Genomic DNA, 22,944 nt, shown 5'->3' on the forward strand with positions numbered 1-22,944 from the left:
GCGGTCGGATGCAACGAAGGCCACATTGGTTGCGTTTTTCGCAACGAAGGCCACATTGGTTGCACGGTCACCTGACTGGCGACGGACCGTGAGGCCCCCTGGTCGCCCAATCGGTCGCTGTCGCCTACCACGCGTTGGGTCACCGCAAGATCGAGCACCGCTGGGGAGCCGCCGAACAGGCGAAGGTAGCCTCTCGCGCGTGCCCGCGAAGCTCGAGGGCAAGGCTGTGAACGCGCCGCCCCGCCCTGCCAAAACAGAACCCGTCCCACTGACCACGCTGGTGGCCCGTGCGGACGCGCACCCCGCCCACGGTGATCTCGATGGGATGGTCACCGGTGCCACCTTGCGTGCCCAGCACGTGCAGCGAGGCGATCTGTTCGCCGCGCTGCCCGGTGCCCGGGTGCACGGTGCCGAATTCGCCGCTGAGGCGGTGTCGGCCGGTGCGGTGGCGATCCTCACCGACCGCGCGGGTGCGGCTCTGCTGGCGGACGTCGACGTTCCGGTACTTGTCCACAAGGACCCGCGTGGCGTGCTCGGGTCGATTGCCGCGTGGATCTACGGCGAGCCGTCGCTGCGCCTGTCCGTTCTCGGCGTCACCGGCACGTCCGGGAAGACCACGACCACTTACATGCTCGACGCGGGCCTCCGGGCCGCCGGGCAGACGACCGGCCTGGTCGGCACCGTGGAGACGCGGATCGCCGGGGAGCGCCTCGCCAGCGCGTTCACCACGCCGGAGGCGCCCGACCTGCAGGCGCTGTTCGCCGTGATGGTCGAACGAGGCGTCACCCACGTTCCGATGGAGGTCTCCAGCCACGCGCTGTCGCTCGGCCGGGTCGGCGGGACACGCTTCTCGGTCGGTGCCTTCACGAACCTCTCGCAGGACCACCTGGACTTCCACCACGACATGGAGGACTACTTCCAGGCCAAGGCCCTGCTGTTCGACGGCCGCTCGACCAGCGAAGTCGTCAACACCGACGGCGAGTGGGGATCGCGCCTGGTCAAGGCCGACACGATCACCGTGGCCACCGGGCACGGCGCCGACTGGACCGCCGAGGGCGTCACGTCGTCCGTCGACGGCGAGCAGACGTTCACCATCGTCGGCCCCGACGTGCGCATCCCCGTCCGGCTGCCGATGCCCGGCACCTTCAACGTCGCGAACGCGCTGCTGGCCGCCGCGTGCCTGACCGTCGCCGGTGTCGAGCCGGCGGCGATCACCGAGGGACTCGCCGAGGTCCAGGTCCCCGGCCGGATGGAGCGGGTCGCACTGGGCCAGCGGTTCACCGCGGTCGTCGACTACTCCCACAAGCCCGCCGCCGTCGCACTCGCGCTGGACGCGATCAGGGCGCGCACGACCGGTCGTGTGATCGTCGTGCTCGGCTGCGGCGGTGACCGCGACGCGGCCAAGCGCCCGTTGATGGGCAAGGAAGCCGCCATCCGCAGCGACCTGTTGATCATCACCGACGACAACCCGCGCAGCGAGGACCCGGCCGCGATCCGCAAGGCGATGGCCGACGGCGCTCGGGCGGCAGCCGGGCGTGGCGACGTGCGTGAGATCGGCGACCGGCGCGCGGCGATCCTCGCGGCGGTCGCCGAGGCCAGGCCCGGCGACGCCGTCGTCGTCGCGGGCAAGGGCCACGAGACGGGCCAGGAGATCGCCGGTGTCGTGCACCCGTTCTCCGACAGGGACGAACTTTCCGCCGCGATCCGCGAGGTGACACTGTGATCCCCTTGACCGCTGCGCAGATCGCCGAAGCGGTCGGTGGCAGGCTGCACAACGTGTCCGGCGATGTCACCGTCACCGGCACGGTCGAGTTCGACTCCCGCGAGGTCACACCGGACGGCCTGTTCGTGGCGATCCCGGGCGCGAAGGTCGACGGCCACGACTTCGCCAAGTCTTCCGGCGCCCGGCTGACGCTGGCGGCGCGCGAGATCGACGCGCCCGCGGTGATCGTGCCGCCGGTGGCCGACATGAAACGCGGCGCGTTCGCGTTGGCCGGGGACAAGGACGGATCCGGTGCCGCTGTCCTCGCCGCGTTGGCGGCCCTTGCCCGCTATGTCGCCGCCCGGTTGCCGGATCTGACGATCGTCGGCGTCACCGGATCGTCCGGCAAGACCTCGACCAAGGACCTGATCGCCCAGGTGCTCGAACCGATGGGGCCGATCGTGGCGCCACCCGGCTCGTTCAACAACGAAATCGGTCACCCGTGGACCGTGCTGCGCGCTGACGAGAACACCCGCAACCTGGTGCTCGAACTGTCGGCCCGCGGGAAAGGGCACATCCGGGCGCTGGCGGAGCTCGCGCCGCCGAAGATCGGCGCCGTGCTCAACGTCGGCACCGCGCACATCGGCGAGTTCGGCTCGCGGGAAGGCATCGCCGAGGCCAAGGGCGAGCTCGTCGAAGCACTGCCCGAGGACGGCGTGGCCATCCTCAACGCGGACGATCCGCTGGTCAAGGCGATGGCCTCGCGGACGAAGGCCCGCGTGGTGTTCGTCGGCGAAAGCCCCGACGCGCACATCCGCGCCGAGAACATCGTGCTCGACAGCGAAGCACGTGCGTCGTTCCGGCTCGTGACGCCGCAGGGCGACGCCGACGTCACGCTCGCGCTGCACGGACCACACCACGTGGGCAACGCGCTCTCCGCAGCCGCTGTCGCGCTGGAACTCGGCGCCACACCCGCAGAGGTCGCCGAGCGACTGTCCCAAGCAAAGCGCGTGTCCGCGCGCCGCATGGATGTCACGACCCGGCCCGACGGCGTGACGGTCGTGAACGACTCGTACAACGCCAACCCGGACTCGGTGAAGGCGGCGTTGAAGAGCGTTGCCGAGATAGCCAGGCGGGAAAACCGCCGCACCTGGGCGGTGCTGGGCACGATGGCCGACCTCGGCGCGGAGCACGTCGCCGCGCACGACGAGATCGGCCGGTTCGTGGTCCGGCTGGACATCAATCGGCTCGTTGTGGTGGGTGACCAGGCGCGGGCCATGCACCAGGGCGCCCACCTCGAAGGCTCATGGGGAGAGGAATCCGTGCTCGTGCCGGATGTCGACGCGGCGGTCGCGCTGCTGCGGACCGAACTGCGACCCGGTGACGTCGTGCTCGTCAAGGCCTCGAAGTCCGAGGCGCTGTGGCGGGTGGCCGACGCGCTGCTGGAGGATGACGCCCGGTGATCGGTATCGGCATCGCCGGTGCGATCGCACTGGTCATCTCCATCCTGTTCACGCCCTACCTGATCAAGATCTTCTCCCGGCAGGGCTTCGGGCAGGAGATCCGCGAGGAAGGGCCGCAGGGCCACAAGTCCAAGCGCGGTACCCCGACGATGGGCGGCGTGGCGATCATGGTCGCCATGTGGGTCGGGTACCTCGGCTCGTACGGCGTGAACATGCTGCTGCTCGGCCGCGACGAGGGCCCGACAGCGTCCGGCTGGCTGGTGATGATGCTGACGACGGGCCTCGGCCTCGTCGGATTCCTCGACGACTTCATCAAGATCCGCAAACAGCGCAACCTCGGCCTGAACAAGACGGCGAAACTGGTCGGCCAACTGGTCGTCGGCATCTCGTTCGCGGTGTTGGCCCTGCAGTTCATCGACGAGAACGGCCTCAGCCCGGCGTCGCCGAACCTGTCCTTCATCAGGGACATCTCGTTCATCTCGTTCGGCACGGTCGGCTTCGTGGTGTTCTGCTACGGGATCATCGGCGCGTGGTCGAACGCGGTGAACTTCACCGACGGACTCGACGGCCTCGCGGGCGGCTCGGCGGCGATGGTCTTCGGCACGTACGTGGTGATCTGCTTCTGGCAGCTGCGAAACGACTGCAGCACAACGCTCGGCTCGGCCTGCTACGACGTGCGGGACCCGTTCGACCTCGCGATCGTCGCGGCGGCGGCGATGGGCGCGTGCATCGGCTTCCTCTGGTGGAACGCGGCCCCGGCGAAGATCTTCATGGGCGACACCGGCTCGTTGGCGCTGGGTGGCCTGGTCGCCGGGCTGTCGATGATGACCCGCACCGAGCTGCTGATGATCGTGATCGGTGGCATCTTCGCGGTGGAGATGCTGTCGGTGATCCTGCAGATCGCGGTCTTCAGGGCGACGGGCAGACGAATCTTCCGGATGGCGCCGTTCCACCACCACTTCGAGCTGGCCGGGTGGGCGGAAACCACGGTGATCATCCGGTTCTGGCTGCTGGGTGGCGTCTGCGCGATGTTCGGCCTCGGCCTGTTCTACAGCGAATGGCTGGCGGCAAGTGGCGCGAACTGAGTCGCTGCGCGGTCGCAACGTCCTGGTCGCGGGCGCGGGCGTGACCGGCAGGTCGACCGTTGCCGCGCTGCGGGAGTTGGGCGCGCACGTGACGATCACCGACGGCCACCCGGAGGCGTTGGCCGAATTCGGTGACCTCGCCCGGCCTGGACTGTCCGACGACACGGACCTGGTGGTGACCAGCCCGGGCTGGAAGCCCACCAGCCCACTGCTCCTGGCGGCGGCGGAGCGGGGCATCGAAGTGATCGGCGAGGTCGAACTGGCCTGGCGGATGACCACCGACCAGGTCTGGCTCGCGGTGACGGGAACGGACGGCAAGACCACGACCGTCGGCATGCTGGAGTCGATCCTGCTCGCGTCCGGTGCGAAGGCCGTGGCTTGTGGCAACGTCGGCCTGCCCGTGGTCGACGCTGTCCGCGCGGGGTACGAAGTGCTGGCGGTCGAACTGTCCAGCTACCAGCTGCACTGGCAGGAATCCTTGGCCGTGGACGCGGCCGTGCTGCTCAACCTCGCCGAAGACCACCTGGAGTGGCACGGCACGATGGAGGAGTACGCGACCGCCAAGGCCAAGATCTACCGCGGCGCCAAAACCCGGGTCTTCAACGCCGACGACCCGTGGTCGACCCGGCTCTCCGGCGGCGGCACCGGCTTCACCGTGCACGAACCAGGCGGCGAGAACCGCTACGGCATCCACGACGGCTGGCTGGTCGAGACGACCGAACGCATCGGCGGCCAGGACCCGTCCGACGCCTCGCAAGCACGTGGCCCGGTCGCCGAAACCGCGGCACAAGCCCCAGAGACAACAGCGCGAGCCGCAGAGGGAGCGGCGAGAGCCGCGGAGATCACTGCGCAAGCCCCCGGAATCATCGCGCGAGTCCCGGAAATCATTGCGCAAGCGCCCGAAACCACTGCTCAAGACCCCAAAACCACTGCCGAGCAACCCCCCGAAACCCCACCAGAACAGCCCCCACCCGACCCGGGGGGCGTCCCTGCTCCAGTCTATCGAGGTGAGCAGCGGGGGCAAGATCAAGAAGGCGGCCTGGGGACAACCGAAGAGCCTGTGGACAACCCGGCCCTGATCCGCCTGTGCCGGGTTGACGAAGTCCGCCCATCCGGTATGCACAACGTCAGCAACGCCCTTGCCGCCGCGGCGCTGGCGAGGGCGTACGGCGTCAGCCCGGGAGCGGTCCGCGAAGGCCTGAAGAGCTACCAGCCCCAACCGCACCGCGTCCAACTCGTGGGCGAGGTCGACGGCGTCAAGTTCGTCAACGACTCCAAAGCCACGAACACCCACGCCGCGCACGGATCGCTTACCGCGTACGAGCACGTCGTCTGGATCGCCGGGGGCCTGTTGCACGGCGCCGAGGTCGATGATCTTGTCGCGAGTGTGTCCGGGCGGCTACGCGGTGTCGTGTTGCTGGGCGCTGATCAGGATGTTTTCGCGCAAGCCGTCGGGCGACACGCGCCTGAGGTCCCCGTCATGCGGCTCGGTTCGGGAGACGATGAGCCCATGACTGCCGCCGTGCGCGCGGCTCGGGAACTCGCGCGTCCTGGTGATGTCGTGCTGCTGGCGCCCGCTGCCAAGTCGCACGACATGTTCGCCAGCTACGTCCACCGGGGCGAGGCGTTCACCGCGGCGGTCGCGAAGGCAGTCCAGGCATCGGCGTGACCGGGGAGGCACCTCTGTGACAGCCACCCTCCAACCGACCGAGAACCGCAAGCGGCCGCGGCGCAAACGTGCCGGCTTCTTCTCCGTCCTGACCGCGTGGCTCGGCCGTCCGCTAGCCAGTTTCCACCTCGTCCTCGCGGTGTTCGGCCTGCTCACCGTCCTCGGTCTGGTGATGGTGCTGTCCGCCAGCTCCGTCGTCTCGCTGGACACCGGCCCGTCGGTGTACACCGTCTTCAAGAAGCAGTTGCTGTTCGTCGCCATCGGCTCGATCGCGTTCTGGATCGCGCTGCGGATGCCGTTGCGGGTGATGCGCCAGTTCTCCGCCCCCGCGCTCGCCGTCTGCTTCGGCATGCTCGTGCTCGTCCTCATCATCGGCAAGGAGTTCTACGGCGCGCGTAGCTGGTTCGTGGTCGGCCCGATCTCGTTCCAGCCGATCGAGGTGGCCAAGCTCGCCCTCGTGCTGTGGGGCGCGCACGTCCTCGTGCAGAAGAAGGCCCTGCTGCACCAGTACCGGCACCTGCTTGTCCCGCTTGTGCCCGTCGCGCTGCTGATGTTCGCGCTGGTCATGATGCAGCCGGACCTGGGCGGCACGGTCACGCTCATCGTCGTGCTGTTCGCCCTGCTGTGGTTCGCGGGTGCGCCCATGCGGCTGTTCGGCGCCGCCGCCATCGGTGGCCTCGGCGGCATCGTCACGCTGTCGCTCACCGAGGGGTACCGGGTCGCGCGTGTCCTGTCCTTCCTCGACCCGGAGGCCGACCCCAGCGGCAAGGGCCTGCAGGGCCTCCAGGCGAAGTACGCGCTGGCAGACGGCGGTCTGTTCGGCAAGGGCCTCGGCCAGGGCCAGTCCAAGTTCGAGTACCTGCCCAACGTTCACAACGACTTCATCTTCGCCCTGATCGGCGAGGAGCTCGGTTTCCTCGGGTGCGCGCTGGTGCTCGGCCTGTTCGCCATGCTCGCCATCACCGGCCTGCGGATCGCCGCCCGCAACATCGACCCGTGGATCCGGATGGTCGCCGCCACCGTCACCGTCTGGCTGGTCGCCCAGGCCGCCATCAACATCGCCTACGTCGTGGGCCTGCTGCCGGTCACCGGCATCACGCTGCCGATGATTTCCGCCGGTGGCAGCTCCATCGTCGTCACCATGTTCGTGTTCGGCATCCTCGCTAACTGTGCTCGCCATGAACCCGAATCCGTGGCCGCACTACGCTCGCAGGGACCAGGTCGGTTCGGCCGGCTCATGAAGCTGCCCGCCCCCGACGTGTACAACCCGCCGCAGAAGCGCAAGCCGGTGCGACCGTCCACGCCGCCACGAGCGACCGGACGCCGCGAACCGGCGACGAAGCGGGCAGGCACGTCGGAGCGCCAGCTGCACGAGCGCCGCAGGACTCGTCGTAGCGTTCCGGTTCCGGAACACCGTCGGGAACACAGGCGTTCGGCACGCGGCCGCACCGGCCAACCTCGTGCGGACGAAGGAGGACGTCATTAACCAGGGACCGTGTGTCGTGGTGGCCGGTGGGGGCACGGCCGGACACATCGAACCGGCACTCGCGTTGGCCGACGCGGTGATGCGTGCCCGGCCCGACGCCCGGGTCGTCGCCCTCGGCACGCAGCGCGGCCTCGAGGGCAAGATCGTGCCGTCGCGTGGCTACCCGCTGGAGTTCATCCCGCCGGTGCCGATGCCCCGCAAGCCGACGATGGACCTGCTCAAGCTGCCGCTCAACGTGCGCCGCGCGATCAAGCACACCCGTGCCGTGCTGGACCGGGTCGGTGCGGACGTGGTGGTCGGCTTCGGCGGTTACGTGGCGCTGCCCGCGTACCTGGCCGCGCGTGGCCGTACGCCGATCGTGGTGCACGAGGCCAACGCCCGCGCCGGGCTGGCCAACAAGGTCGGCGCGCGGTACGCGAAACGCGTCGCCGCGGCCGTGCCGGACTCGGGTCTGTCGGACGCCGAGATCATCGGCATCCCGCTGCGGGCGTCGATCACGGACCTGGACCGCCAGGCGCTCAGGGACGAGGCGCGCCGCTTCTTCCGGCTGCACCCGCACGCGCCGACGCTGCTGGTGTTCGGCGGCTCGCAGGGCGCGCAGACGATCAACAACGCGGTGGCGCCGCTGGCGAGCGAGTTCGCCAAGGCCGGGATCGGTGTGCTGCACGCGCACGGCCCGAAGAACTCCGTGGCCGTCCAGCAGATCCCCGGTGCGCCGCCGTACATTCCGGTGCCGTACCTGGAGCGGATGGACCTCGCGTACGCCGCCGCGGACGCGGTGCTGTGCCGTTCCGGTGCCATGACCGTCGCCGAGGTGTCCGCTGTCGGGCTGCCCGCGATGTTCGTGCCGTTGCCGATCGGTAACGGCGAACAGGCCTTCAACTGTCGTCCCGTGGTCACGGCAGGCGGTGCGCTCATGGTGAACGACGACGAACTCACGCCGGAGAAGGTCAAGGAGCTCCTGATCCCGCTGCTGAGCAACCCGCGCAGGCTGAGCGCGATGGGCGCCGCCGCGCAGAGCACGGGGCACCGTGCCGCGGCGGACGTGCTGGCCAAGATGGTCCTGGACGTGGTGGGCAAGTGACGATCGGATCCATCAACACGCCCGCGGTGCTCGACCGGGCGCACCTCGTCGGGATCGGCGGCGCCGGCATGAGCGGCATCGCCAGGATCCTGCTCGCCCGTGGCCTGCGGGTGTCCGGTTCGGACGCCAAGGAGTCGCGCACTTCGCTCGCGCTGCGGGCGCAGGGCGCGCTCATCGCGGTCGGCCAGGCCGCGGGGAACCTGGACCTGTTGCCGGACGGGCCGACCGCGGTCGTGGTGTCCACCGCGATCAAGGAGGACAACCCGGAACTGGTCGAGGCGCGGCGGCGCGGCATCACCGTGCTGCACCGCTCGGAGGCGTTGGCCGGGCTCATGGTCGGTCACCGGGTCGCGTGCATCGCCGGTACCCACGGCAAGACGTCGACGACGTCGATGCTGACTGTCGCGTTGCAGCACTGCAGGCTCGACCCGTCCTTCGCGATCGGCGGGGACCTCAACGAGTCCGGCGCGAACGCGCACCAGGGCTCGGTGACCGAGGGCGCCGACGGGCACGTGGGCATCTTCGTCGCCGAGGCGGACGAGAGCGACGGGTCGTTCCTGGTGTTCACGCCGTCGGTCGCGGTCGTGACCAACGTCGAGGCCGACCACCTCGACCACCACGGCACGCCGGAGGCGTACGCGGCCGTCTTCGAGTCCTTTGTGGATCGCCTGAACCCGGACGGCGTGCTGATCGTCTGCGCGGACGACCCCGGCGCGGCGGCGCTCGCGGTACGGGCCGAGGCCCGTGGCGTGCGGGTACGCCGCTACGGTCGCAACGCCGATGGTGCGGACGCCGCCAAACTGCTGTCCTACGACCCGGTCGACGGCGCCGGTCGCGCGGTGATCTCGTTGGACGGCAAGGAGATCGAGGTCGGCATCGCGGTGCCGGGCGAGCACATGGCCGCCAACGGCCTGGCCGCGCTGCTCGCCGGGCTGGAACTCGGTGCGCCGCTGGAGGGCTTGCTGGACGGCATCGCCGCCTTCGGTGGCGTCCGCAGGCGGTTCGAGTTCAAGGGCCGTTCCCGTGGCGTACGCGTGTACGACGACTACGCGCACCACCCGACGGAGGTCGCCGCGCAGCTGCGTGCTGTGCGCCCAGCGGCCAACGGCGGGAAGGTGCTTGTGGTGTTCCAGCCGCATCTCTACTCGCGGACCCGTACGTTCGCCAAGGAGTTCGCCGACGCGCTGGCACTGGCCGACGAGGTCGTGGTGCTGGACGTGTTCGGCGCGCGGGAAGCGCCTGAGCCGGGGGTGAGCGGTGCGTTGATCGCCGACGCCGTTCCGCTGCCCAAGGCCCAGGTGCACTACGAGCCCGCGTTCGACAAGGTGCCTGGTCTGGTCGCGTCGCTGGCCAAGGACGGTGACCTGGTGCTGACCATGGGCGCGGGTGACGTGACCTCGCTCGGCCCGGAACTGATTGCCGCACTGGACAGGCAATGACGAGCCCCACGCGTCCCGAGAGCCGCCGCCCCGTCAGCAGCGCGGGCGCGGCGGCTCGCGAGCGCAGGGCGAGGCGGGAGCTGCTGCGGCCGACCCGTCGCCGGGCGCTGATGCGCCGGTGGATGGTCCTGCTGATCTTCGTCGGTGTGCTCGCGGTGCTGTACGTCGTGTTCTTCACGCCGGTGCTCGGCGTGCGGTCCGTCGACGTGCAGGGCACCCAGGGCCTGACGCCCGACGAGGTGCGCAAGGTGGCCGCGGTGGAGATGGGCAAGCCGTTGGTCCGCCTCGACACCGACGAGATCGCGGGCCGGGTCCGCACGCTGCCGCGGGTCGCGAAGGTCAGCGTCGAGCGGTCGTGGCCGGGTACCGTGGAGATCACCGTCAACGAACGGGAACCGGTCGGGTACGCCAAGCTCGCCGACGGCGCGCACATGGTGGACGCGTCCGGAGTCGTCTACGCGGTCGTGCCGCAGGCGCCACCTGGCCTGCCTTCGATCGAGGTGCCGACCCTGGGAACGGGGGACGCGGCGACCTACGCGGTCGTCGACGTGCTCGGCAAGATCCCGCCACAGTTGAAGCAGCAGGTGGTGGCGTTGTCCGCGAAGTCGGTGGGTGACGTGCAGCTCACGCTCACCGGTGGGCAGCTGGTGAAGTGGGGCAATTCGGTGGACTCCGAACGCAAGGCGATGGTCCTCGCGGCCCTGCTGACCCGTCCCGGCAAGGTCTACGATGTCGCCGCGCCGGAACTGCCCACGGTCTCGGGCTGAGTCCTATGAAGTGGGAACCGGCGACACGAATCGCCCGCGGACCCCGATACTTTTGATACTCACGGGTGATCAGGTGCGTCACACACGGCGTGGCTACTGGACCCGCGTACGTTCCGTCTTTACCGTCCACGGTTGAGGACGTACGGGGTTGACATGACTCTGAATCTCTGGTTGAGGTTGAGGGTTTGCGTGGCCGCCGGACGCAAAACGGCGAGATCCACGTGTGAACCTATGACTGGAGGAAGGCGGAACCGATGACGCCCCCGCACAACTACTTGGCGGTGATCAAGGTCGTCGGTATCGGCGGCGGCGGGGTCAACGCTGTCAACCGAATGATCGAGGTCGGCCTGAAAGGCGTCGAGTTCATCGCGGTGAACACCGACGCGCAGGCCCTGCTGATGTCGGATGCCGACGTCAAACTCGACATCGGCCGCGAACTGACCCGCGGCCTCGGTGCCGGTGCCAACCCCGAAGTCGGCCACAAGGCCGCGGAGGACCACCGCGAGGAGATCGAGGAAGTCCTCAAGGGCGCGGACATGGTGTTCGTGACCGCGGGCGAGGGAGGCGGCACCGGAACCGGTGGCGCGCCTGTCGTCGCGTCGGTCGCCCGCAAGCTCGGCGCGCTCACCATCGGCGTCGTCACGCGGCCGTTCTCGTTCGAGGGCAAGCGCCGCGCGCGGCAGGCCGAAGAGGGCATCACCGATCTGCGCAACGAGTGCGACACGTTGATCGTGATCCCGAACGACCGGCTGCTGCAGCTCGGTGACGTCGGCGTGAGCCTGATGGACGCGTTCCGCTCGGCGGACGAGGTGCTGCTGTCCGGTGTCCAGGGCATCACCGACCTGATCACCACACCCGGTCTGATCAACCTGGACTTCGCCGACGTGAAGAGCGTCATGTCCGGCGCGGGTTCCGCGCTGATGGGCATCGGCTCGGCCCGCGGCGAGGGCCGTGCGGTCCAGGCGGCGCAGAAGGCGATCAACTCGCCGCTGCTGGAAGCCTCGATGGACGGCGCGCACGGCGTGCTGCTGGCCATCGCGGGCGGCTCGGACCTCGGCCTGTTCGAGATCAACGAGTCGGCGTCGCTCGTGCAGGAGTCGGCCCACCCGGAAGCCAACATCATCTTCGGTACGGTGATCGACGACTCACTGGGCGACGAGGTCCGGGTGACGGTGATCGCGGCGGGCTTCGACAGCGGGACACCGACCCACAAGAAGCTGGACCCCCAACTGGTCGCGTCCCGCACACCGGCGAACCCGCCGACGGCGACGGCCGAGGCCGGACAGGTCGCGAAGCCGGAGCCGCAACCGGCTCCGGAACCGAAGCCGCAGCCCGCGCCGACGATCCAGCCTGCGCCTCCGGTGCCGCAGCCGACGACGAGCTACACCCCGCCTCCCACGCCGCCCCAGCCGACGCAGTACGCGGCGCCCCGCACCCCGGAGCGCCCGACGAGCCTGCCCGGCCCCCGGGCCACGGGTCTGGAAGGCGTCGGGCGGGGGCACCTGCCCAGCCGCCCGGTCCCGGTGACCGACGACCCGGACGACGAGGTCGACGTGCCGCCGTTCATGCGTCGCTGACCTGAATATCCTCGTGAGTGGTTAGGCCGGTCAGAACCGGACTAACCACTCACGAGTCTTTTATGGGGTGGACTTTTGCGGATTCGACGGGTGGTCACGACACGGGCTGGCGGGGTTTCCGCCAAGCCGTACGACTCCTTCAACCTCGGCGACCACGTCGGTGACGATCCCGAGGCGGTCGCGGCCAACCGGCGGCGGCTGGCGCGTGATCTCAAGCTTCCCGACGACCACGTGGTCTGGATGGAACAGGTGCACGGCCGGACCGTCACGGTCGTCGACGGCCCGCGCAGCGCGGCGGCCGAGGCGACCGACGCGCTCGTGACGGCGGAGCCGGGCATCGCGGTCGCGGTCCTCGTGGCCGACTGCGTTCCGGTGTTGCTCGCCGACGCGGAGGCGGGTGTCGTCGGCGCGGTCCACGCGGGCCGGGTCGGCGCGAGGGTCGGTGTCCTGCCGACGGCGCTGCAGGCGATGAAGGACGCGGGAGCGCGGATGAACCGGATCGAGGTTCTGCTCGGCCCGTCCGTCTGCGGCCAGTGCTACGAAGTTCCGCCGGACATGCAAGCTGATGTAGAAAAACACCTGCCGGGCAGCGCGAGCCGGACCCGCTCCGGCACGACCGGTCTCGATCTCCGGGCGGGTCTGTGGGAGCAACTGGCCGCCATCGGGGTCGGCAAGATCGGCATCGATCCGCGGTGCACGGTCGAGGACCGTTCGCTGTTCAGTCACCGCAGAGAAGGGACCACTGGGCGATTGGCGGCACTGACTTGGGTCGATCCGGCATGAGCGACCGGCGTGATCAGCTCGCGGCGGCGCTCCGCGGTGTCCAAGATCGCATCGCTGCGGCGTGTGCCCAGGTCAACCGGTCCGCCGACGAAGTGATGTTGCTCCCGGTGACCAAGCGGTTCCCCGCTTCGGACGCCGCGCTGCTGGCCGAGCTCGGACTGACCCAGCTCGCCGAGAACAAGGACCAGGAAGCCGGGCCGAAGTCCCGGGCTGTCGGTGAAATGCTGCCTGGCGTCGACGTGCGGTGGCACATGGTCGGGCAGCTCCAGCGCAACAAGGCCCGTTCGGTGGCCCGCTGGGCCTCGGTCGTCCAGTCGGTCGACTCGCCACGGTTGGCCGACGCCCTCGCTCGTGCGGTGGACGCGGCGCTGACAGCGGGTGACCGAAGTTCGCCGTTGGACGTACTCATCCAGGTGTCGCTGGACGGCGACGCGCAGCGTGGCGGGTGCCCGGTCGACGAGGTCGCGGCGCTGGCCGAAGGGGTAGCCCGCAAGAGTGAATTGAATCTCAGTGGACTGATGGCCGTCGCGCCGTTGGGCTGGCCGCCCGATCATGCCTTTGACCTGCTGGCGAAGGTGTTCGAACGGACCCGTAACGATCACCCCGCGGCGACCGAGATGTCGGCGGGGATGAGCTCCGATCTGGAGTCCGCCATCGCGCACGGGTCCACCTGCGTGCGTGTCGGAACCGCTCTGCTAGGGGACCGGCCGTTAACCTCACCGTGAGTGCGATTCACGGCCTGGTCCCCGTCGGTTTTGGGTATGAGTGGATCGGGTAGCTGTTCCGCACGTCGGGGAGTCGCGGAGGGAAGGCAACGGCATGAGTGCTTTGCAGAAGCTGAAGGCCTACTTCGGGATGGTCCCGGCGGAAGACGAGGACTACGAGGGCGAGGACGAGCGCTATTCGTCCTACCGCTCGGACGGGTACCGCTCGGAATACGTCGAGGACGACTACTCCGCGTATCCAGAGCGCACCTCCGGCCGCAGGCGCCGTTCCGGCTTCCGCGAAGAGGCCGACGACCAGGACTACCAGCCGGCGGACCGGGGCAGGGGCCGTCCGCCGTGGGCTGGGGACACGCCGCCGACGCGCGGCGCTCTCGCGGTGGAGCCGCACCGCGAGCCGGCCGGGCGGCTGCGCCCGGTGCCGGAGTCCAGCCCGGCCGCCACCCCGCAAGGGCGGATCGTGACACTGCATCCGACCAGCTACCTCGAGGCCAGGACCATCGGCGAGCACTACCGCGAGGGCACGCCGGTGATCATGAACCTGACCGAGTTGGAGGACTCCGACGCGCGCCGTCTGGTGGACTTCGCGGCGGGTCTGGTTTTCGCCCTTCGAGGCGATATGGACAAGGTCACCAACAAAGTGTTCTTGATCTCACCACCCAACGTCGACGTCAGCGCCGAGGAGCGGCGCAGGCTCGCCGAGGGTGGGTTCGCCAGCAGGGGCTGACCAATGGCAGAGTTGTAACGTGGAACCAGTGCTTCTAGCCGTTTGGTACGTGTTGTTCGCCTTCTGGCTACTGCTCACCGCTCGTGTCATCGTGGAGCTCGTCCGGGCGTTCGCCCGGGAGTGGCATCCGGCAGGCGGGGTTGCGGTCGCGCTGGAGACCATCTACACAGTGACGGACCCTCCGGTCCGGCTGTTCCGTCGGTTGATCCCGATGGTTCGGATCGGAGGCGTAGGACTGGACTTATCGATTATGGTGCTGCTGCTGGTCGTGTTCATCGGAATGCGACTGGTGTATCCAGGGTGACGGGGAACCCTGGTGCCCGCAGGCCGTGAGTGCGTGAGGTGATCTGATGTCGTTGACCCCCGCTGACGTGCATAACGTCGCGTTCAGCAAGCCTCCTATCGGGAAGCGGGGCTACAACGAGGACGAGGTGGACGCGTTCCTCGACCTGGTCGAGGGAGAGCTTGCCCGGCTGATCGAGGAGAACAACGACCTGCGTGCGCAGGTCGAGCAGCTGGACGCGCAGCTCGAGGCGTCGCGCGCGGATCTGGACGACGCCAGGGCCAACCTCTCCTCCGGCCCGCCGACCCGCGTCGTGGACGAGCCGCCACCCTCGCGGCGCCTGACGCCTGTGCCACCGCCGAGTGCGATGGAGCAGACCAACCCGGGCGCAGGTGGGGGGGACCACCACGTCCAGGCAGCCAAGGTGCTCGGTCTCGCCCAGGAGATGGCCGACCGGCTCACCGGCGAGGCCAAGGCCGAGTCGGACGGCATGCTCGCGGAGGCCCGCACCAAGGCCGAGCAGCTGCTCTCCGAGGCGCGCGCCAAGTCGGACACCATGATCAACGAGTCCCGTACCCGGGCCGAGACCATGCTGAACGACGCGCGGACCCGTGCCGAGACGCTGACCAGGGAAGCCCGTGACAAGGCGACCACGCTGGAGCGCGAGGCGCAGCGCAAGCACACCGAGCTGATCGGCTCGGCGCAGCAGGAGCGGATGACCCTCGAGAAGAAGCTGGACACGCTGCGGACCTTCGAGCGCGAGTACCGCACTCGCCTGAAGACGCTGCTGCAGTCGTCCTTGCGCGAACTGGAGGACCGGGCACCGGCGGCACCGTCGTCGGAGGGGAGCCGGTCGTCCAGCCAGCAGGGTTACTCGTTCGGTCCGCGCGCGGCCGAAGCCGGCTGAGCCCGGTCTGACCTGAAAGATGCTCTATCTGGTCCTGTTGCTCGTGGTGGTGTCGCTCGGTCTGCTGATCGCGGCGCTGACCACGGCCAACACGCTGTGGGCATGGATCTCCGTGCTGATCAGCGTGGTCGCGGCCGTGCTGCTCGTGCTCGACTGGGTCAAGAACAGGCGTCGTCGGTCGCAGGAGGATCCTGCGGCCGACCACGCGCCTGGACCCGACGACCCCGAGCGGGACGAGTCTCCGGCGGCGCAGCTCGATCCCCGGACGGATTCACGGACCGATTCCCGACCGGTCACCGCACCCGCGGGACCGTCCGCCGATCGGATCCCGGACAGCGAGTTCGACGAGTCGTTCGAGGCGTTCGAACAGCAGATGCGGGACTCCGGTCCGAAGGAACCCGCGTTCGACCCGCCTGTCTTCGGGGAGCCGCCCTTCGGCACGAACCAGCCGGAGCCGGTGACGGCGATCCAGGACGCCGTGCCGAGCGACGTCCCACCGCCGGACCCGGTCACACCGCCCGAGCCGGTCACGGCCGTCCAGCAGCCGGTGCTCGACGAGAACGTCGAGCCGCTGGAGGAGAACACGGACGCCACCGACCTGCTGGTGGTCAGCGAGCTGCAGGACGAGGTGGTCGTGATCGACGAGCGGCCGCGCTACCACCTGAGCTCCTGCGCCTGGCTGGGCGAACGCCCGGTGATGGGGTTGCCGATCGCCGAGGCGCGCGACCTCGGGTTCACGCCGTGTTCGCTGTGCGCGCCGGACTCGACGCTGGCCGCGCGGCAGAGGGCTCGCTCGTAACCCGTTTGCCGGTGTTTGTACCCTAGGGAGTACAGGCACCGATCCGGCCATCACCGGGGAGCCTCCGGAAGAACAGGTCGCGAGCCCCCAGGGGGACACGACCTCAGTAGAACCGGACGGGTAGGCCCGTCACAGCCGTCAACGAGTGGTTCTCGTCTCACTGTGACTTGTCACTGTGACGAGGGCAACCGGGGTGGTACCGCGGTACGCCGGGAAAGCCCGGCGCGTCGTCCCCAGGTTTGGGCAGACGACCGCGAGAGGCACCCGGACATGCCGTACCCCAAGGCCACCCACGGCGGCGAGGCGACCGTGCCCGCCCAGCCGTCCTTCCCGAAGCTCGAGGCCGAGGTACTCCAGTACTGGGAGATCGACCGGACGTTCACCGCGTCGGTCGAGGCACGGCCCGCGGGCGACAACGGCTCGAACGAGTTCGTGTTCTACGACGGCCCGCCGTTCGCCAACGGTCTGCCGCACTACGGCCACCTGCTGACCGGCTACGTCAAGGACGTCGTCCCGCGCTTCCAGACGATGAAGGGCAAGCACGTCGAGCGCCGCTTCGGCTGGGACACCCACGGCATGCCCGCCGAGGTGACCGCGGAGAAGGAACTCGGCTTCAAGACCAAGGCCGACATCGAGGACTTCGGCGTCGCCGCGTTCAACGAGGCGTGCCGCAAGTCCGTGCTGCGGTTCACCTCCGAGTGGCGCGACTACGTCACCCGCCAGGCACGCTGGGTCGACTTCGACAACGACTACAAGACGCTCGACCTCGACTACATGGAGAGCGTCATCTGGGCGTTCAAGTCCTTGTGGGACAAGGGCTTGATCTACGAGGGCTTCAAGGTGATGTGGTACTGCTGGCGTTGCGAGACGCCGCTGTCCAACACCGAGACCAAGATGGACGAGGTCTACAAGGACCGGCAGGACCCGGCCGTCACGGTCAGCCTGCGGCTGGACAGCGGCGAGGAGGCGCTGGTCTGGACGACCACGCCGTGGACGCTGCCGAGCAACCTCGCCGCGGCCGTGCACCCGGACGTCGACTACGTGACGGTGGAGCACGACGGCCACCGCTACATCCTCGCGGAGGCGCGCCTCGGTGCGTACGCGCGTGAGCTCGGTGAGGACGCCGCCGAGCGGGTTGTCGCACGGTTCAAGGGAACCGAACTCCTCGGCCGCCGTTACCGGCCGCCGTTCGACTTCTTCTACGGCAAGCAGCCCAACGCGCACCAGATCCTGGCCGCTGACTACGTCACGACCGACGACGGTACGGGCATCGTCCACATCGCACCGGCCTACGGTGAAGAGGACAAGGTCGTCACGGACGCGGCGAGCATCACGGTCGTCGGCCCGGTCAACCCGCACGGCGAGTTCACCGACGAGGTGCCGCCGTACGAGGGCATGCACGTGTTCGACGCCAACAAGGTGATCATCCGCGACCTCAAGGACGCGGGATTGCTGCTGCGGCACGAGACCTACGACCACCCGTACCCGCACTGCTGGCGTTGCGACAACCCGCTCATCCAGCGTGCCGTGTCGTCGTGGTTCGTCGCGGTGACGCAGTTCCGTGACCGCATGGTCGAGTTGAACCAGCAGATCGAGTGGGTTCCCGGGCACATCAAGGACGGCCAGTTCGGCAAGTGGCTGGCCAACGCGATCGACTGGGGCATCTCGCGAAACCGGTACTGGGGTTCGCCGATCCCGGTGTGGCGCTCGGACAACCCCGAGTACCCGCGCGTGGACGTCTACGGCTCGCTGGACGACATCGAGCGTGATTTCGGTGTCCGCCCAACGGATCTGCACCGGCCCGCGGTCGACGAGCTGGTCCGCCCGAACCCGGACGACCCGACCGGCAAGTCGATGATGCGCCGCGTTCCCGAGGTGCTGGACTGCTGGTTCGACTCCGGGTCGATGCCGTTCGCCCAGGTGCACTACCCGTTCGAGAACCGCGACTGGTTCGACCACCACTACCCCGGCGACTTCATCGTCGAGTACAACGGTCAGACGCGTGGCTGGTTCTACCTGATGCACGTGCTGGCGACGGCGCTGTTCGACCGGCCCGCGTTCCGCAACTGCATGGCGCACGGGATCGTGCTCGGCGACGACGGGCAGAAGATGTCCAAGTCGCTGAAGAACTACCCGGACGTCAACGAGGTGTTCGAGCGGGACGGCTCGGACGCGATGCGCTGGTTCCTGATGGCGTCGCCGATCCTGCGTGGTGGCAACCTGATCGTCACCGAGCGGGGAATCCGCGACGCTGTCCGGCAAGCGGTGCTGCCGCTGTGGAACTCGTACTACTTCCTCGCGTTGTACGCCAACGCCGAGGGCGTGGAGGGGACCTGGCGGACCGACAGCACGCACGTGCTCGACCGCTACATCCTTGCCAAGACACATGATCTGGCCGCGACGGTGCGCGTCGGGTTGGAGACGTACGACATCTCCGGCGCGTGCGCCGCGGTCCGTGAGTACCTGGAGGTGCTGACCAACTGGTACGTGCGGCGCTCGCGCGACCGGTTCTGGGCGGGCGACAAGGACGCGATCGACACGCTGCACACCGTGCTCGAAGTTGTCAGCCGGTTGGCCGCGCCGCTGCTTCCGTTGACGACGGAAACGGTGTGGCGTGGGCTGACTGGCGAGCGTTCCGTGCACATGACCGACTGGCCGTCGGAGGAGTTGCTGCCTGCCGACGACGCGTTGGTCGCGGGTATGGACCGCGTGCGTCAGGTCGCTTCGGCGGCGTTGTCGTTGCGCAAGGCCAACAAGCTGCGCGTGCGGTTGCCGTTGGCGCGTCTGGTGATCGCGGCCGAGGACGCCGCCGTGCTCGAACCGTTCACCGAGCTGCTGCAGGACGAGGTCAACGTCAAGCAGGTCGAGCTGACTACGGATGTGGCCGCGCACGGGCACTTCGAGCTCGCGGTGAACGCGCGTGCGGCCGGCCCGCGGCTGGGCAAGGACGTGCAGACCGTGATCAAGGCCGTCAAGGCCGGTGAGTGGTCCACGGCCGAGTCGGGCGCGGTCGTCGCGGCCGGGATCGAGCTGCTGGAAGGGGAGTACGAGCGCAGGCTGGTCACCGGTGACCACGGTGTGGCGGCTCCGCTGCCGGGTGGTTCGGGGCTGTGCGTGCTGGACACGGACGTCACGCCCGAACTGTCCGACGAAGGCGTCGTGCGCGACCTCATCCGGGTCGTGCAGCAGGCGCGGCGGTCGGCCGGTCTGGACGTGGCCGACCGGATCCTGCTGGTGCTCGAAGTCCCCGGCGAGGTCGAGCGGGCGGCACGGCACCACGAGGCCTTCGTGGCGTCGGAAACCCTTGCGGAATCGGTGACCTACGGTCCAGTTGGGCCGGACGCCGAAGAGGGCGCGGTCGGCGACGGTGTGGCTGTTCGGGTGGGCGTCAGCAAGAAATAGCTCACATGTCGCGCGGTTGACACTTCTGGCATGCTCCCCTGAATGGGGTGGGGTTGACCCAATACAGCGGGGGTATACCGAAGTGACTGAGGGCAAGAGACGCGCGATCATCATTGGCGGGGCCCTGGCAGCGGTGGCGATCATCGTTGCCGGGGTCCTCGTCTTATGGCCGACGTCCTCCGACAGCAAACCGGCGGCGGCGACGGACGGCCCCGAGGTCCCGACGATCGCCAACCAGGGACCAGCGGCCGGTCAGGTGCTCGACTCGTTCCTGAAGGTCCTGACCTCGGGCGACTCGGCCGCGGCCGCGCTGCTGACCGACAACCCCACCGCCGCACAGGAAGCCATCACCGCGCTGCACAAGAACATTCCCGCGGGGTCGCTGGTCTACACCCGTGCGTCCTCGGCGAGTCCCACGCAGGGTGCCAAAACGGTTACCGCGCCCGTTGACGCGAAGCTGACCGTCGCCAGCCCGAATCCGTGGAAGACGTCGGTCCAATTGGCCGAGATCAACGGCAAGTGGGTGGTGAAGTGGGCGCCGACGGTGATCCACCCGAAGCTGCAGGCGGGGCAGACCGTCGCGGTGATCGGCAAGGTCGGCACATCCGGACAGCCCGCGGTGCTCGGCGAGGACGGCCAGCCGATCGCCGTCTGGGACGGCACGACGGCGAAGCCGACGGACCCCAAGATCTCCCCGTTGCTGATGAAGACCCTCGTCGGCGGCACGAGGGGCGGGTCGACGGACACCCGGTACGTCGCGATCGTCGACGCGGCGGGCAAGGAGGTGGGCGAGCCGCTGTTCGGCACGAAACCGGCGGAAACGGCCACCGAGGCGCTGAAGTCGACGCTGAACGGCAAGATCGCCGTCGCCGCGCAGAACGCGGTGGACAAGGCGAGCCTGCCGACCATGCTGGTGGCGATCAAGCCGTCGACCGGCGGGATCCTCGCGGTGACGCAGAACGACGCGGCGGGCAGCGCGCTCACCGCGCTCAACGGCCTCTACGCACCCGGTTCCTCGTTCAAGATCGTCACCGCGGCCGCGGCCATCCAGCAGGCGAACCTGAACCCGGAGTCCCCGGTGGAGTGTCCCGCCGAGGCGAACATCGGCGGCAGGCGGCTGAAGAACGCGGACTTCCAAGTGGCCGGTGCGAACCTGCGCAAGGCGTTCGCCCGCTCGTGCAACACGACGTTCGGCCAGATCGCCAGCCAACTGCCCGCCGACGGCCTGCTGACGGCCGCGAACCAGTTCGGCCTGAACGCGGACTACGACATCTCCGGCATCAAGACCGAACTGGGCAAGGTCGAGGCCGCGGGCAGCGCCGTGCAGCGCGTGGAGGACAGCATCGGCCAGGGCCGGATCCAGGCCTCGCCGCTGGGCATGGCGGTGGTGGCCGCGACCGTCGCGGCGAAGAAGGCCGTCACCCCGTCGCTGGTCAAGACCGAGAAAACCCAGGTGCTGACCGGTTACCAGGCCCCGCCGGCCGCGGTGCTCGGCCAGATCCAGTCGATGATGGCCGACGTGGTGTCGTCGGGGACGGCGACGGAGCTGAAGAGGTTCAGATCGGTCTACGGCAAGACCGGTACGGCGGAAACCGAAAGCCAGGGCGACAACGCGCACGGCTGGTTCGTCGGCGTCCGCGGCGACGTGGCCTTCGCGGTCCTGGTCAAGGACGGCAAGACGTCCGCGCAGGCGGTGAGCGTGACGTCGGCGTTCCTCAGCGGCTTCTGAACCGTACTTTCGTCTCCTGTGGAGGACCCGGCAGCCCTGGTTGCATATTGGCGACCTGAGGAGGCACTTGGTGAACCCACTGCTGCGCGGGGCTGTGACCTGCGGGATCGTCGTCGGCTCGCTGATCGCCGCGGCACCGCTCGCGATCGCGCGGACCGACAGCCGCGACTGCTTCGACCCCGCCGCGCCGATGACGGTGTCCGAGCGCAGGCTGGATCTCGCGGTTCCGCAGGAGATCCTTCGCCGCAGCGGGTTCGACCGGTTCGGGACCAAGTTCCGGCGCGCGCTGTGCGCGGTGGGGTCCAGGTACACGGCCGCACTGTTGGTGAAGGCCGAGGGCATTGCCCTGTGGCGTGCGGCGGTCGACCGGGTGCAGGGCCGTGGCCCGGCGGGCGGCGACCTCGCGCGTGCCGACGACCGCCCGCTGTACTGGGCACGCCTGGAGCTGACCAGGAGCCTGCGGCAATGGCAGCCCCGGTTCCCGCTGTCTCCCACGGCCCGGACCGAGCTGATCAACTCGATGGAGACCAGCTCACGCGGTCAGAACTCGGTGTTCTTCCCGCCCGGTCTCAAGCACGTGATGGTCAGCGGGTTCGACCCGTTCCAGTTGGATGGCGACATCCGCCGCAGCAACCCGTCCGGCGCGACCGCGTTGGCACTCGACGGTGTCGTCCTGCGGACCCCGTCCGGCCCGGCACTCGTGCGGACGGCGATGTTCCCGGTGCTGTGGAGCCCCTTCGAGGCGGGAATGGTGGAACGCACCTTCCTGCCGGTCATGCCGGAACTGGACATGTTCACGACGGTCAGCCAGGGCCGGGTCGGGCGAATCGACATCGAGCGCCACAACGGCCGCTGGCACACCGGCCTTGACAACGACAACGAGGTCCGGGCAACCACGATCCCCGTTCCCAGCGGCATTCCCACGGTCACCCCGCAGCCCGAGTTCGTGCCGACGACCCTGCCGTACGAGAAGATCGTCGCCGCGGCCACCGGCCGGTTCCCCGTCTACGACAACACGTCGGTCACCGAGATCCCGCCTGGAGCAACCACTCCCGTGGTCTCGCCGACCGGCCCGACACCGGGTTCGGTCGCGCGTGCTGGCGGCGGCGGGAGCTACCTGTCCAACGAGATCGCCTACCGCACAACGCTTCTGCGTGACGCGTTGGAACTCGAGGTTCCCGGTGGTCACGTGCACACGCCGGTCCTGCAGTTCTCGCCCGACAACACCAGCGCGGTGACCGACCCGGTGTTCGAAGCCAACCGCGCCGACATCGTGGCCCAGATCCGCAGGATCATCGAAACCGCGTTGTCCTGACATAC

The 22,944-nt window shown here is 69.0% G+C and carries 18 protein-coding genes; all 18 read left to right on the forward strand.

Translation table 11 applies throughout. The features are described from left to right. Positions 1-199 precede the first annotated feature (199 nt). The 18 genes from ALI144C_RS48915 to ALI144C_RS49005 all read left to right on the forward strand — a co-directional run bounded on the left by ALI144C_RS48915 (position 200) and on the right by ALI144C_RS49005 (position 22,939). Entirely contained in the window at positions 200-1,723 is a 1,524-nt protein-coding gene (locus ALI144C_RS48915) for a UDP-N-acetylmuramoyl-L-alanyl-D-glutamate--2,6-diaminopimelate ligase (protein ID WP_076994137.1), read from the forward strand. Beyond that, the gene (locus ALI144C_RS48920; RefSeq protein WP_076994138.1) at positions 1,720-3,165 is read left to right on the forward strand and encodes a UDP-N-acetylmuramoyl-tripeptide--D-alanyl-D-alanine ligase; all 1,446 of its coding nucleotides are present in this window, start codon (positions 1,720-1,722) and stop codon (positions 3,163-3,165) included. The genes ALI144C_RS48915 and ALI144C_RS48920 overlap by 4 nt, the downstream gene beginning before the upstream one ends. Beyond that, the gene (gene mraY / locus ALI144C_RS48925; protein WP_076994139.1) at positions 3,162-4,250 is read left to right on the forward strand and encodes a phospho-N-acetylmuramoyl-pentapeptide-transferase; all 1,089 of its coding nucleotides are present in this window, start codon (positions 3,162-3,164) and stop codon (positions 4,248-4,250) included. Before ALI144C_RS48920 ends, mraY begins: the two co-directional genes overlap by 4 nt. After that, a complete protein-coding gene (locus tag ALI144C_RS58165) occupies positions 4,237-5,919 on the forward strand; it encodes a Mur ligase family protein (RefSeq protein WP_237774673.1) in 1,683 nt (560 codons plus the stop codon). Before mraY ends, ALI144C_RS58165 begins: the two co-directional genes overlap by 14 nt. Before the next feature lie 16 nt (positions 5,920-5,935). Continuing rightward, positions 5,936-7,405 carry a putative lipid II flippase FtsW gene (gene ftsW / locus ALI144C_RS48940; RefSeq protein WP_441297616.1) on the forward strand — a complete coding sequence of 490 codons (1,470 nt, stop codon included), beginning with the start codon at positions 5,936-5,938 and terminating at the stop codon, positions 7,403-7,405. Then, positions 7,380-8,489, forward strand: coding sequence for an undecaprenyldiphospho-muramoylpentapeptide beta-N-acetylglucosaminyltransferase (gene murG / locus ALI144C_RS48945; protein ID WP_076994141.1), 1,110 nt, complete (start codon positions 7,380-7,382; stop codon positions 8,487-8,489). Before ftsW ends, murG begins: the two co-directional genes overlap by 26 nt. Next, positions 8,486-9,928, forward strand: coding sequence for a UDP-N-acetylmuramate--L-alanine ligase (gene murC, locus ALI144C_RS48950; RefSeq protein ID WP_083754061.1), 1,443 nt, complete (start codon positions 8,486-8,488; stop codon positions 9,926-9,928). Before murG ends, murC begins: the two co-directional genes overlap by 4 nt. Then, positions 9,925-10,695: a cell division protein FtsQ/DivIB gene (locus ALI144C_RS48955; RefSeq protein WP_076994142.1), complete on the forward strand. Its 771-nt coding sequence runs from the start codon at positions 9,925-9,927 to the stop codon at positions 10,693-10,695. Before murC ends, ALI144C_RS48955 begins: the two co-directional genes overlap by 4 nt. Positions 10,696-10,949: 254 nt before the next feature. Continuing rightward, a complete protein-coding gene (gene ftsZ / locus ALI144C_RS48960; protein ID WP_076994143.1) occupies positions 10,950-12,272 on the forward strand; it encodes a cell division protein FtsZ in 1,323 nt (440 codons plus the stop codon). Positions 12,273-12,347: 75 nt separating this feature from the next. Further along, positions 12,348-13,055 (forward strand): peptidoglycan editing factor PgeF, encoded by a 708-nt coding sequence (gene pgeF, locus ALI144C_RS48965; protein ID WP_076994144.1) that lies wholly within the window; start codon positions 12,348-12,350, stop codon positions 13,053-13,055. Next, complete coding sequence (locus ALI144C_RS48970; RefSeq protein WP_076994145.1) at positions 13,052-13,780, forward strand: YggS family pyridoxal phosphate-dependent enzyme; 729 nt, start codon at positions 13,052-13,054, stop codon at positions 13,778-13,780. The genes pgeF and ALI144C_RS48970 overlap by 4 nt, the downstream gene beginning before the upstream one ends. 94 nt (positions 13,781-13,874) lie before the next feature. Next, positions 13,875-14,504: a cell division protein SepF gene (locus ALI144C_RS48975; protein ID WP_076994146.1), complete on the forward strand. Its 630-nt coding sequence runs from the start codon at positions 13,875-13,877 to the stop codon at positions 14,502-14,504. A gap of 28 nt (positions 14,505-14,532) precedes the next feature. Next, positions 14,533-14,808, forward strand: coding sequence for a YggT family protein (locus tag ALI144C_RS48980; RefSeq protein WP_033381653.1), 276 nt, complete (start codon positions 14,533-14,535; stop codon positions 14,806-14,808). Positions 14,809-14,854: 46 nt separating this feature from the next. Further along, entirely contained in the window at positions 14,855-15,694 is an 840-nt protein-coding gene (gene wag31 / locus ALI144C_RS48985) for a DivIVA-like cell division protein Wag31 (protein WP_076994147.1), read from the forward strand. A 19-nt stretch (positions 15,695-15,713) separates the two neighbouring features. After that, positions 15,714-16,493 (forward strand): hypothetical protein, encoded by a 780-nt coding sequence (locus tag ALI144C_RS48990; protein WP_076994148.1) that lies wholly within the window; start codon positions 15,714-15,716, stop codon positions 16,491-16,493. 270 nt (positions 16,494-16,763) lie between these two features. After that, a complete protein-coding gene (ileS, locus tag ALI144C_RS48995) occupies positions 16,764-19,895 on the forward strand; it encodes an isoleucine--tRNA ligase (RefSeq protein WP_076994149.1) in 3,132 nt (1,043 codons plus the stop codon). A gap of 82 nt (positions 19,896-19,977) precedes the next feature. Further along, positions 19,978-21,624: a penicillin-binding transpeptidase domain-containing protein gene (locus tag ALI144C_RS49000; RefSeq protein WP_168211530.1), complete on the forward strand. Its 1,647-nt coding sequence runs from the start codon at positions 19,978-19,980 to the stop codon at positions 21,622-21,624. A 70-nt stretch (positions 21,625-21,694) separates the two neighbouring features. Beyond that, on the forward strand, positions 21,695-22,939 hold the full coding sequence (locus tag ALI144C_RS49005; protein ID WP_202819230.1) for a pyroglutamyl peptidase: 1,245 nt from the start codon (positions 21,695-21,697) through the stop codon (positions 22,937-22,939). Positions 22,940-22,944: the final 5 nt, after the last annotated feature.

It is taken from the genome of Actinosynnema sp. ALI-1.44 (assembly GCF_001984155.1).
Classification (GTDB): domain Bacteria; phylum Actinomycetota; class Actinomycetes; order Mycobacteriales; family Pseudonocardiaceae; genus Kibdelosporangium.

Bases quoted from the DNA above. Each gene is read 5' to 3' on its own strand.
- ALI144C_RS48955 (WP_076994142.1), top strand. From the start codon at position 9,925: ATGACGAGCCCCACGCGTCCCGAGAGCCGCCGCCCCGTCAGCAGCGCG.
- ftsZ (WP_076994143.1), top strand. From the start codon at position 10,950: ATGACGCCCCCGCACAACTACTTGGCGGTGATCAAGGTCGTCGGTATC.
- ALI144C_RS48970 (WP_076994145.1), top strand. From the start codon at position 13,052: ATGAGCGACCGGCGTGATCAGCTCGCGGCGGCGCTCCGCGGTGTCCAA.
- ALI144C_RS48975 (WP_076994146.1), top strand. From the start codon at position 13,875: ATGAGTGCTTTGCAGAAGCTGAAGGCCTACTTCGGGATGGTCCCGGCG.
- wag31 (WP_076994147.1), top strand. From the start codon at position 14,855: ATGTCGTTGACCCCCGCTGACGTGCATAACGTCGCGTTCAGCAAGCCT.
- ALI144C_RS48990 (WP_076994148.1), top strand. From the start codon at position 15,714: ATGCTCTATCTGGTCCTGTTGCTCGTGGTGGTGTCGCTCGGTCTGCTG.
- ileS (WP_076994149.1), top strand. From the start codon at position 16,764: ATGCCGTACCCCAAGGCCACCCACGGCGGCGAGGCGACCGTGCCCGCC.